Raw genomic sequence first — 11,536 nt, 5'->3', positions numbered from 1 at the left:
CACCCGACCATGGAGTACCGGTGACCGATGTGACGTCCTTACTGGCGAAACGCTCAATCTGCTCGCCGGTGAACTGGCGCAGCATGATGCCGGTGGCCGTCGTGGTCGCCGTCACGGCCATCGTGCACCTGGCGGTCGCCACCCACTACGGCTGGCACACCGACGAGTTCTACTACGTGGTGTGCGGTCAGCACCCCGCTTGGGGCTACTTCGACCATCCGCCCCTGGTGCCCCTGATGGCCAGGGTGGCTGCCGTAGGCGGCTTGTGGGGACTGAGACTGCTGGCCATCGCGATCCACCTGGGCTGCATCGTGCTGGCGGCGCTGCTGACGGCGGAGTTCGGCGGACGGCGAGTGGCCCAGCTGATCACCGCGGCCGCGGTGGCGGCCAGCCCGCTGTTCATGGGTGCCGCGATGTTCTTCGGGACCACCGTGGTCGACCAGCTGATCTGGATCGCGGTGCTGCTGTTGGTGACGCGGGCGCTGCGGATCGGAACGATGATGGCCTGGCTGCCGGCCGGTGTGGTCGCCGGGATCGGGCTGGAGGCCAAACAGACCGTCGTCTTGCTGCTCATCGGGATCGGGGTCGGCCTGGCGATCTTCCGCCGAGATGCGCTGCGCACCACGGGGCCCTGGGGGGCCTGCGCGGTCGCGGCGGTGCTGGCGGCTCCGAACCTCATCTGGAACGCCGCACACGGCTGGCCGAGTCTGACGTTCGCCCACGCCATGTCGGTACGCATGGGCGGCCCGCTGGGTTCGCTGTCCCAGATGCCGTTACTTGTCTTTCTCTACGCCGGGCCACTGTTGATCGTCCTGTGGTTGATCGGCATCGGCTGGCTGGCCTCCCCGGCGGGAGCGGACTACCGCTGGATGCTGGTGGTGCCGGTGGTGGTGGTGGCATTGGTGGTCATCAGCGGTGGCCGCTGCTACTACGTGGGACCGGTGTTCGCGGTGCTGTTCGCCGCCGGTGCCATGCGCATCGAAGGGGCGAACCCCCACCGGGTACCGCCGGGCTGGGCCGCCGCGCTTGTCGGGCTGTTTGCCGGAGCGGTCTTGCTCTGCCTGCCGATGCTGCCCGTCACGACCGCCGACTCGTTGCGCAAGATCAATCCGATTCCACTCGAGACGTACGGCTGGCCGGCGTTCGTCGACGAAGTCGCGGCTGTCGCGGCGACGTTGCCCGCCGATGTGCCGATCTTCGCCGGGGACTACGGCGAGGCCTCCGCGCTGCGACTGTTCGGGCCGGCGGCGGGCATCACTGGTCCGGTGGTCAGCGGCGACAGCAACTACGCCGTATGGGGCCCGCCGAAAGGCAGCCCCGCCACCGTGCTGTGCGTGGGGAGATTCCCGGTCCGCAAACTCACCCAGTACTGGGAGAGCGTCACCTACCTGGCGTCGATCAAACTGCCCGGCGGGGTACACAACGGGTTGCACGGGGCCCACATCTACCTGTGTGAGCACCCGCGGGGCAGCTGGGCCGCGATGTGGCCGCGGATGCGGCACAGCTCCGGCGTTCCGTACTGATCTGTAGGCGCGGGACGGCGGGCGGTCGCCGGGGCAAGCAGTGTCAATTAGTTGCTACCATGCTCGGATCTGTACCGCTTGACGATGGAGAGCCGGTGATTCGCTCCACAGCCGTGCCGGGGCCGGAATCCACAGACTCGTGGGTGAGTCGCCACTCGCTCCTGCCTGTGGCCGCCGTGATGGCCATCGCCGCCGCGGTGCACGGGGTCTTTGCCATGAACTACGGCTGGCACCCCGACGAGTTCTACTACGTGATCTGCGGTCAGCACCCCGCCTGGGGCTACTTCGACCATCCGCCACTGGTGCCACTGCTGGCTCGGCTGGCGGCCGTGGGCGGCTTGCCGGGGCTGCGGCTCTTGGCCATCGCGATCCACCTGGGCTGCATCGCGCTGGCGGCGCTGCTGGCGGCGGAGTTCGGCGGACGGCGGGTGGCCCAGGGGATCACCGCGGCCGCGGTGGCGGCCAGCCCGCTGTTCATGGGTGCCGCGATGTTCTTCGGGACCACCGTGGTCGACCAGCTGGTCTGGATCGCGGTGCTGCTGTTGGTGACGCGGGCGCTGCGGATCGGAACGACGGTGGCCTGGCTGCCGGCCGGTGTGGTCGCCGGGATCGGGCTGGAGGCAAAGCAGACCGTCGCGTTGCTGCTCATCGGCATCGGGGTCGGCCTGGTGATCTTCCGGCGCGACACGCTGCGCTCGCCGGGACCGTGGCTGGCCGCCTCCACGGCGATCGTGATGGCGGTCCCCAACCTCATCTGGAACGCCGCACACGGCTGGCCGAATCTGACGTTCGCCCACGCCATGTCGGTGCGCATGGGCGGCCCGCTGGGATCACTGACCCAGCTACCTCTGCTGTTGCTGCTGTACGCCGGCCCGCTGCTGGTGCTGCTGTGGGTGATCGGAGCTCGCTGGCTGGTGGCCGACGAGGGCCGGGACGACCGTTGGATCCTGGTGGTGCCGGCGGTGGTCTTGGTGCTCTGCGTCATCACCGGAGGCCGCTGCTACTACGCCGGGCCGGTGCTCGCGGCGCTCTTCGCCGCCGGCGCGGTCCACATCGAGACCAAGTGGTCCGACCGGGCGCCGCTGGGCTGGGCGGCGGCGCTGGGTGCGTCGTTCGTCGGCGCGGTCGTGTTCTGCCTGCCGGTGCTGCCGCCGACCACCGCAACGGCGCTACGGCAGGTCAACCCCATTCCGATGGAGACCTACGGCTGGCCCCAGTTCGTCGATGAGGTGGCCGCTGCCGCTGCTTCACTGCCCAGCGACGTGCCGATCTTCACCAGCAACTATGGTGAGGCCTCGGCGCTGCGGGTCCTCGGGCCGGCGGCCGGCGTCACCCGGCCGGTGGTCAGCGGCGACAGCAGCTACGCCCTGTGGGGGCCACCTACGGGCAGCCCGGCCACGGTGCTGTGCGTCGGGCGGTTCCCCGTCCCCAGACTGAGCCAGTACTGGGCCCACGTCGGCTACCTGAACTCGATCCGTTTCCCCGCCGGAGTGCACAACGGCGAAAGCTCGGCGAAGATCTACCTGTGTGAGAAGCCACGGGGCAGTTGGGCCGCCATGTGGCCGCGGATGCGCCACAGCTCCGGTGTCAGTTACTGAGGTGCCGGTAGCCGGCTGATCACTTCGGCGAGGAGTGCCCCCATGTTCGCGGCCGCTTCGCGTCCGGCGGCCAGCACCTCGGCATGGCTGAGGGGTTCGCCGGTGATTCCCGCCGCCAGGTTGGTCACCAGCGACAGTCCCAGGACCTGGGCGCCGGCCGCTCGGGCGGCGATCGCCTCGTGGACCGTCGACATGCCCACCAGGTCAGCGCCCAGCGTGCGCAGCATCCTGATCTCGGCGGGGGTCTCGTACTGAGGGCCGGCCATTCCTGCGTAGACGCCCTCGGCCAGCGAGGGGTCGACGTGGTGGGCCAGTGCGCGCAGCGCTGGCGTGTAGGCGTCGACCATGTCGACGAAGTGCGCACCCTGCAGCGGGGAGCGCCCGGTCATGTTCAGATGGTCGCTGATCAGCACCGGCTGGCCCACGTGATAGCTGGTCCGCAGTCCGCCGGCGGCGTTGGTCAGGATCACGGTGGTGGCTCCCGCGGCGACCGCGGTGCGCACCGGACGTACCACGTCGGCCAGATCGTGGCCCTCGTAGGCATGGATGCGACCCGCCAGCACCAGCACCCGGTGCGTGCCGATCCGTACCGACACCAGCTCGCCGGTGTGGCCCGCCGCGGTCGGTGCGCTGAACCCCGGCAGCTCGGCCATCGGCAGGCTCGCGGTCGCGGCGCCGAGAGCTGCCACCGCGGGTGCCCACCCAGAACCGAGCACCACCGCGACGTCGTGCGTTTGCACGCCGGTGCGCTGGGCGACCACCGCCGCCGCCTGCGTTGCCAGCGGTACCGTCACAGGTCCTGAGTTTAGTCGCGTGCCGCGATGGGATACTGCCTGAATGTCTCCAGCCCCCATGTCGCACGCCGTCGAGGCGTGGCTGGCCGGCCATGCCGAGGAATTGGTGGCATGGCGGCGGCACCTGCACCGCCATCCGGAGTTGAGCCGCCAGGAGTTCGCCACCACTCAATTCATCGGTGAACGCCTGGCCAGCGCCGGCCTCAATCCCAAGGTCCTGCCCAGCGGGACGGGCTTGACCTGTGATTTCGGGCCAGAAGGCGGGCCTCGTCTGGCGCTGCGGGCCGACATCGATGCCCTGCCGATGACCGAGCAGACCGGGGCGCCCTACGCGTCGTTGGTGCCGGGGGTGACCCACGCCTGCGGTCACGACGCGCATACCGCGATTCTGCTGGGCGCGGCGCTGGCGCTGGCGTCGGCCCCGGAGTTGCCCGTCGGCGTGCGGCTGGTGTTCCAGGCCGCTGAGGAACTGATGCCCGGTGGAGCGATCGACGCGATCGCCGCGGGCGTCTTGAACGGGGTCAGCCGGATTTTCGCGCTGCACTGCGACCCCCGGCTGGAGGTCGGTCGGGTCGCCACCATCGCCGGGCCCATCACGTCGGCGGCGGACACCATCGAGATCATGGTCACCGGACCCGGCGGTCATACCTCGCGTCCGCATCTGACCGCGGACCTGGTCTACGGGCTGGGCACCTTGATCACGGGGCTGCCGGGAGTGCTGTCGCGGCGCATCGACCCGCGCAACAGCACGGTGATGGTGTGGGGGGCCGTCAATTCCGGAGCCGCCGCCAACGCCATACCGCAGTCGGGGCGGCTGGCCGGAACGGTGCGCACCGCCAGCCGGGATACCTGGGTGGCGATGGAGGGCATCGTCGAGGAGGCGGTGGCCTCGCTGTTGGCGCCGTTGAACATCGAGCACACGCTGCACTACTACCGCGGAGTGCCGCCGGTGGTCAACGAGGTGCTCTCCACGCGAATGCTGACCCACGCGATCGAGGCCATCGGGCCCGACGTGCTGGCCGAGACGCAGCAATCCGGTGGTGGCGAGGATTTCTCCTGGTATCTGGAGCAGGTGCCCGGCGCCATGGGCCGACTCGGGGTGTGGCCGGGCACCGGTCCGCAATTGGATCTGCACCAGCCGACGTTCGATCTCGACGAGCGGGCGCTGGCGGTGGGTGTGCGGGTGATGGCCGGCGTCGTCGAGCAGGCCGGTTTGCTCTAGCGGTCGCCTGAGGGCGACCCGGGGCCGATGTTTCGGGCCGGGCGGGTCTGCAGGTCGCGCACGTATTCCTCTGGCGCGCCGGCGATCTGGGCGGCCTCGGCCACCACGCCGAGGTATCGGGCGGAGGGTAGTCCACGCTCCCAGGCGTCCACCACATACAGCCAAGCCAGTACGGGGCCCGGTTCGCTGTCGGCCGGGTCGGAGGTGATCCCGTCCACCCGGTCCACCCGGCAGCGGATCTTCTTGTGGATGCCGAACTCCGAGCCTTCCCAGCTGTCCATGTTCTTCTCGTCCTCGGGCGTCACGTCGTAGAGAACGACGAACACGCTCGAAGCGGGATCCTCCACCACCGTCGCCAGGGCGCCCTCCCAGCCGATGTCCTCGCCGGCGAACGTCAGCCGCCAGCCGTGCAACCAGCCGGTGCCCGTCATCGGGGAGTGCGGGGCCCGCTGAAGCATCTGTTCGGGATGCATGTTTGACCCGTAGGCGGCGTAGAGCGGCACGGCAGAATCTTAAACGTCGCGCTGCAGATAGGTTAGTCGCTGTGACTTCTCCCTCGACGCGCATCGTGATTGTCGGCGGCGGCCCCGCCGGTTACGAGGCCGCCTTGGTCGCGGCCGCCAAGGGCCCCGAAGCCGTTTCGGTGACGGTGGTCGACGCGGACGGCATCGGCGGCGCCTGTGTGCTGTGGGACTGTGTGCCGTCGAAGACCTTCATCGCCTCGTCCGGGGTGCGAACTGAGCTGCGCCGCGCCCCCCACCTGGGTTTCGACATCCACTTCACCGACGCCGAGATCGAGCTGAGCCAGATCCACGAGCGGGTGAAATCGCTGGCCTCGGCGCAGTCCCACGACATCCGCACGCAACTGATCAACTCCGGGGTGGAGGTCATCGCCGGCCGCGGCGAGCTGATCGACTCCGCGACCGGCCTGGCCCATCACCGGATCAGGGTCACCGAGCATGACGGGACGCAACGGCTGCTCGACGCCGATGTCGTGTTGATCGCCACCGGTGCCAGCCCGCGCACCCTGGCCAGTGCCGAACCGGACGGCGAACGCATCCTGACCTGGCGTCAGCTCTATGACCTGAACGCGCTGCCCGAGCACCTGGTGGTGGTGGGTTCCGGCGTCACCGGCGCGGAGTTCGCCAATGCCTACACCGAACTCGGGGTGAAGGTGACGGTGGTGGCCAGCCGCGATCGGGTGCTGCCGCACGAGGACCCCGACGCCGCCCGGGTGCTGGAGACCGTGTTCGCCGAGCGGGGCGTCACCCTGGTCAAGAATGCGCGCGCCGCGTCGGTGACCCGCCACCAGGACGGGGTGCTGATCACCATGGCCGACGGCCGCACCGTGTTTGGAAGCCACGCACTGATGACGGTGGGTTCGGTACCCAACACGTCCGGACTGGGCTTGGAGCGCGTGGGGATCGCGCTCGGGCCGGGCGGCTACCTGCAGGTGGACCGGGTCTCGCGGACTTCGGTACCCGGGATCTACGCCGCCGGCGACTGCACCGGCCTGCTGCCGTTGGCGTCGGTGGCGGCCATGCAGGGGCGCATCGCGATGTATCACGCGCTGGGCGACGCGGTGGCACCGATTCGGCTGCGCACGGTGGCGGCCGCGGTGTTCACCCGCCCCGAGATCGCCGCGGTGGGAGTGCCGCAGTCCCAGATCGACGACGGCACCGTGCCGGCCCGCACCGTCATGCTGCCGCTGCAGACCAACGCCCGAGCCAAGATGAGCCGGATGCGTTACGGGTTCCTCAAGCTGTTCTGCCGGCCGGCGACCGGAACGGTGATTGGTGGGGTGGTGGTGGCCCCGATCGCGTCGGAGCTGATTCTGCCGATTGCGCTGGCGGTGCAGAACCGGATCACCGTGGCTGATCTGGCGCAGACGCTGGCCGTGTATCCGTCCCTGTCGGGATCGCTCACCGAGGCGGCGCGCCGGCTGATGACGCACGACGACCTGGACTGAGCCGCCCCGGTGAAGCGCGCGTCACACCCGGTCGGGCGGCAAAGCCACGTAGCCTGGCACACGTGAGCACGCTGGGACCGGACCAACGAGCACGAGCCTGGGAACAACTGGGCAGTGAGCAGTTCGACGTAGTGGTGATCGGCGCGGGTGTAGTGGGCGCCGGCTGCGCTCTGGACGCCGCCACCCGCGGCCTCAAGGTGGCGCTGATCGAGGCGCGTGACTTCGCCGCGGGGACCTCGAGCCGAAGCTCGAAGATGTTCCACGGTGGACTGCGCTACCTCGAGCAGTTGGAGTTCGGCCTGGTACGCGAGGCGCTGCACGAGCGCGAGTTGTCGCTGACCACGCTGGCCCCGCACCTGGTCAAGCCCCTGCCCTTCCTGTATCCGCTGACCCGGCGGTGGTGGGAGCGGCCGTATGTGGCCAGCGGAATCTTTTTGTATGACCAACTGGGTGGGGCGAAATCCGTTCCTGCGCAACGGCATCTGACTCGGGCGGGCGCCCTGCGGCTGTGTCCGGGGCTCAAGCGCAGTGCCCTGATCGGTGGCATCCGTTACTACGACACCGTGGTGGACGACGCCCGTCACACCCTGACCGTCGCGCGCACCGCGGCGCACTACGGGGCGGTCATCCGCACCTCCAGCCAGGTGGTCGCGCTGCTGCGCGAAGGCGACCGGGTAACCGGGGTGCGCGTCCGCGATTCCGAAGATGGCGCGATCACCGAGGTCCGTGGCCACGTGGTGGTCAATGCCACCGGGGTGTGGACCGATGAGATCCAGGCATTGTCGCGCCAGCGCGGCCGGTTCCACGTCCGCGCGTCCAAGGGCGTACACATCGTGGTGCCCCGGGACCGGATCGTCTCGGAAGCGGCGATCATCCTGCGGACCGAGAAGTCGGTGCTGTTCGTCATCCCGTGGGGCACGCACTGGATCATCGGCACCACCGATACCGACTGGAACCTGGATCTTGCGCACCCGGCGGCCACCAAGGCCGACATCGACTACATCCTGACCCACGTCAACACCGCGCTGGCGACCCCGCTGACGCACGCCGACATCGAGGGCGTGTACGCCGGTCTGCGGCCGCTGCTGGCGGGGGAGAACGACGACACCTCCAAGTTGTCGCGGGAGCACGCGGTGGCCGTTCCCGCGCCGGGTCTGGTGGCCATCGCCGGGGGCAAATACACCACCTATCGGGTGATGGGCGCCGATGCGATCGATGCCGCCGCCGAATACATCCCGACGCGCGTGGCACCGTCGATCACCGAAAAGGTCCCGTTGTTGGGGGCCGACGGCTATTTCGCGCTGATCAACCAGGCCGAGCACGTCGGCGCCGAGCAGGGCCTGCACCCCTACCGGGTGCGGCACCTGCTGGACCGCTACGGCTCGCTGATCCATGACGTGCTGGCGCTGGCCGACGAGGCGCCTGATCTGTTGGATCCGGTCGCCGAGGCGCCCACCTACCTGAAGGTCGAAGTCGCCTACGCCGCCTTCGCCGAGGGCGCCCTGCATCTGGAGGATGTTTTGGCCCGGCGGACCCGGATCTCCATCGAATACGCCCACCGCGGCGTGAACTGCGCCCGCGAGGTCGCCGAGGTGATGGCGGGGGTGCTCGGCTGGGACGAGGCCGCCATCGATCGCGAGGTGGCCAACTACCTGGCTCGGGTGGAGGCCGAGATCCTCTCGCAGGAGCAGCCCGACGATGCGTCGGCGGATGCGCTGCGTGCCAGCGCCCCCGAGGCACGGGCGGAAATACTCGAACCGATCCCGCTGACCTGAGTGCTGTCGTCTCGGTGAACGCTGGTCGCTCCCCACTGTTCGGCCACGCGTCGTCGACCGAGGCCGGCCGACTCGCCGATGTGCTCCGCAAGGAGACCGTCGGGGGCGCACTGTTGCTGGTGGCCGCGACCGTCGCCGTCGGATGGGCCAACTCGCCGTGGGCGGAGGCCTATTTCCGGCTGGGGGCCATCGCCGTCGGCCCCACTGCCTGGGGGCTGAACCTTCCCCTGTCGGCCTGGGCCGCCGACGCCCTGCTCGCGGTGTTCTTCTTCGTCGTCGGTCTGGAGCTCAAATACGAGGTGCTGGCCGGAGACCTGCGTGACCCGCGTCGCGCGGTGCTTCCCGTCGTCGCCGCCGTCGGCGGGATGGTGGTGCCCGCAGCGGTGTACGTCGCGTTCACCCTTCATGCCGGAGACGGGGCACTACGGGGATGGGCCATTCCCACCGCCACCGACATCGCGTTCGCGCTGGCTGTTCTGGCCGTGATCTCCTCGCATCTGCCCTCGGCGCTGCGCACTTTCCTGCTGACCCTGGCCGTGGTCGATGACCTTCTGGCGGTCACGGTGATCGCGGTGTTCTACACCGGGCACCTCGACCTCGTCGCTCTCGGCCTGGCCGGCGTCCCGCTGGTGTTGTTCGCGGTGGCGGCGCGACGCCTCGGCAACGCCGCGGTGCTGCTCCCGCTTGCGGCGGCCACCTGGTACTTCGTCCACGAATCCGGGGTGCACGCCACCATCGCCGGGGTGTTGCTCGGCCTGACGGTTCCGGTGCGGGCTCCGCGCAACGGCAGACCGAGGCAGCGGCGCCGGCTGGAGGCCAAGGAACTCGAGCACCGGATGCGTCCACTGTCGGCGGGCGTCGCCGTGCCGGTGTTCGCGTTCTTCGCGGCCGGGGTCACCCTCGGCGGGCTCGCCGGATTGACCACGGCCCTGCGTGATCCCGTCGCTCTCGGCATCGTCGCCGGCCTGGTCGTCGGCAAAGTCGTCGGTATCAGCGGCGCGGCCGCGCTGACCGCCGCACTGACTCGAGCCGAGCTCGACACCTCCCTGAAGTGGATCGACGTGGTGGCGCTGGCTCTGCTCGGCGGGATCGGCTTCACCATCGCGCTGCTCATCGGAGACCTCGCCTTCGCCGATCCCACCCGCCAGGAACACGTCAAGGTGGGCGTGCTGATCGGCACCCTGGTCGCGGCGTCGCTGGCGGCAACACTGTTGATCCTTCGTGACCGCAGCTACGCCCCCGATCCCGAGGGGCAGCCGCGATGACGCGTCGGCGCCCCGCGCCGCTGCCGGTCCGCGACGGACTGGGCCCGGCCCGGCTTCGCCTGCACGGCGGCCCGGTGGCGGCCGAGCTGCGGACCCGCTTCGGCGCCGCTGTGGCGGCCAAGGTGGCCGCCGGGGAGGTGGTGACCGCGACCGGGGCGCCCGTCGACGACACCACCACGCTGCCGGCCGGGAGCCATGTCTTCATGTACCGGGATCTGCCCGAGGAGGTCCCCGTGCCTTTCGAGATGCCGGTGCTGTACCGCGATAAGGACCTGGTCGTGGTGGACAAGCCGCATTTCCTGGCGACCATGCCGCGAGGCAGCCACGTGGCTCAGACCGCGCTGGTGCGGCTGCGGCGCGAGTTGGACCTGCCGGAGCTCAGTCCGGCGCACCGGCTGGATCGACTGACCGCCGGCGTGTTGGTGTTCACCACGCGCCGAGAGCTGCGCGGGGCCTATCAGACCCTGTTCGCCCGGGGTGTGGTGCGCAAGCAGTACCTGGCACGGTCCTCGGCGCAGCCCACCGGGGATTTCCCCCGGCTGTTACGCAGCCGGATCGTCAAGCAGCGCGGCTGCCTGCAGGCGCGTGAAGAGGAGGGCGAGCCGAACGCCGAGACACTGGTGGAGTACCTCGGCGAAGGCCGTTACCGGCTGAACCCGCGCACCGGGCGCACCCACCAACTGCGCGTGCACCTGGCCGCCCTGGGCCTGCCGATCGACGGTGACCCGCTCTATCCGCGGGTTCTCGACGTCGCCCCCGACGACTTCTCCCAGCCGCTGCGGCTGCTGGCCCACCGGCTGGAGTTTGAGGACCCGTTTTCCGGCCGGTCACGCAGCTTTTCCAGCGCCCGCGATCTCGACGCCGAGGGGCAGCCGCCCGTGCGGGTTTCGGCGGCCACTGTCCGGGGTACAGGAAGTCACGACCCAGAGCAGAGGGGAGTCTGATTCTCATGCAGGCACACAGCAAGATGACGATCGCGGTGATCGGCAGTGCGATGGCGCTGATGGCAGCCGGCTGCAGCGGCACCAAGGAAGAGGCGCCGAGCACCACGAGCACCACCACGACAACCACGAGCACCACCACCACCGAAGTCGCCCCTGAGCCGGTGCCCGGTGAGCCCGGTCCCGGTGAGCCCGGTGAACCCGGCGGTCCCACCGGAGGTGGTGGTCCCGGTGGGGGCGGCGGTGCGATTCCCGGTGGCCCGACCGGTGGCGGTGGCCCCAATGGCGGCGGCGGCGAGATTCCCGGTGGGCCGACCGGCAGCGGTGGCCCCGGCGGTGGCAGTGGCAGCATTCCCGGCGGGCCCACCGGTTGGGGCGGTCCCGGCGGTGGCGGCGGCTGCGTTCCCGGGGTCGGCTGCGGCGGCTGGCCGTGAGCTTCGCGCGACGGT

General features: G+C 69.9%; 10 protein-coding genes. 8 read left to right on the top strand and 2 right to left on the bottom strand.

Translation table 11 applies throughout. From position 1 onward, the window contains the following. The first annotated feature begins 20 nt into the window (after positions 1 to 20). Both BST15_RS01250 and BST15_RS01245 read left to right on the top strand, forming a co-directional pair. On the top strand, positions 21 to 1,523 hold the full coding sequence (locus tag BST15_RS01250; protein WP_234708258.1) for a glycosyltransferase family 39 protein: 1,503 nt from the start codon (positions 21 to 23) through the stop codon (positions 1,521 to 1,523). Between the two features lie 143 nt (positions 1,524 to 1,666). After that, the gene (locus BST15_RS01245; protein ID WP_234708259.1) at positions 1,667 to 3,121 is read left to right on the top strand and encodes a glycosyltransferase family 39 protein; all 1,455 of its coding nucleotides are present in this window, start codon (positions 1,667 to 1,669) and stop codon (positions 3,119 to 3,121) included. Here BST15_RS01245 and BST15_RS01240 read toward each other — a convergent pair. Beyond that, entirely contained in the window at positions 3,115 to 3,915 is an 801-nt protein-coding gene (locus BST15_RS01240) for a purine-nucleoside phosphorylase (RefSeq protein WP_046190691.1), read from the bottom strand. The genes BST15_RS01245 and BST15_RS01240 overlap by 7 nt on opposite strands. Before the next feature lie 43 nt (positions 3,916 to 3,958). Here BST15_RS01240 and BST15_RS01235 point away from each other — a divergent pair, with 43 nt between their 5' ends. Next, on the top strand, positions 3,959 to 5,137 hold the full coding sequence (locus BST15_RS01235) for an amidohydrolase (protein ID WP_083070763.1): 1,179 nt from the start codon (positions 3,959 to 3,961) through the stop codon (positions 5,135 to 5,137). Here the strand turns inward: BST15_RS01235 and BST15_RS01230 are convergent. Continuing rightward, entirely contained in the window at positions 5,134 to 5,640 is a 507-nt protein-coding gene (locus BST15_RS01230) for a gamma-glutamylcyclotransferase family protein (protein WP_046190693.1), read from the bottom strand. The two genes, BST15_RS01235 and BST15_RS01230, sit on opposite strands and share 4 nt — an antisense overlap. A gap of 41 nt (positions 5,641 to 5,681) precedes the next feature. Between BST15_RS01230 and BST15_RS01225 the strand changes: the two genes are divergently transcribed. From BST15_RS01225 to BST15_RS22995, 5 genes are read left to right on the top strand one after another with little or no spacing between them, the layout of a single operon-like run. Next, complete coding sequence (locus BST15_RS01225) at positions 5,682 to 7,106, top strand: NAD(P)H-quinone dehydrogenase (RefSeq protein ID WP_083070762.1); 1,425 nt, start codon at positions 5,682 to 5,684, stop codon at positions 7,104 to 7,106. Then, positions 7,103 to 8,881, top strand: a complete 1,779-nt coding sequence (locus BST15_RS01220; RefSeq protein ID WP_370759725.1) for a glycerol-3-phosphate dehydrogenase/oxidase — start codon at positions 7,103 to 7,105, stop codon at positions 8,879 to 8,881. The genes BST15_RS01225 and BST15_RS01220 overlap by 4 nt, the downstream gene beginning before the upstream one ends. Positions 8,882 to 8,895: 14 nt before the next feature. Then, entirely contained in the window at positions 8,896 to 10,146 is a 1,251-nt protein-coding gene (nhaA, locus tag BST15_RS01215; RefSeq protein ID WP_046190696.1) for a Na+/H+ antiporter NhaA, read from the top strand. Beyond that, complete coding sequence (locus BST15_RS01210) at positions 10,143 to 11,090, top strand: pseudouridine synthase (RefSeq protein WP_083070760.1); 948 nt, start codon at positions 10,143 to 10,145, stop codon at positions 11,088 to 11,090. The genes nhaA and BST15_RS01210 overlap by 4 nt, the downstream gene beginning before the upstream one ends. 5 nt (positions 11,091 to 11,095) lie before the next feature. Then, the gene (locus tag BST15_RS22995; protein ID WP_046188703.1) at positions 11,096 to 11,521 is read left to right on the top strand and encodes a hypothetical protein; all 426 of its coding nucleotides are present in this window, start codon (positions 11,096 to 11,098) and stop codon (positions 11,519 to 11,521) included. Positions 11,522 to 11,536 lie beyond the last annotated feature (15 nt).

It is taken from the genome of Mycolicibacter arupensis (genome assembly GCF_002086515.1).
Classification (GTDB): Bacteria; Actinomycetota; Actinomycetes; order Mycobacteriales; family Mycobacteriaceae; genus Mycobacterium; species Mycobacterium arupense.
The sequence above is the reverse complement of the archived record's forward strand: the minus strand, read 5'-3'. Positions and strand labels throughout refer to the sequence as shown.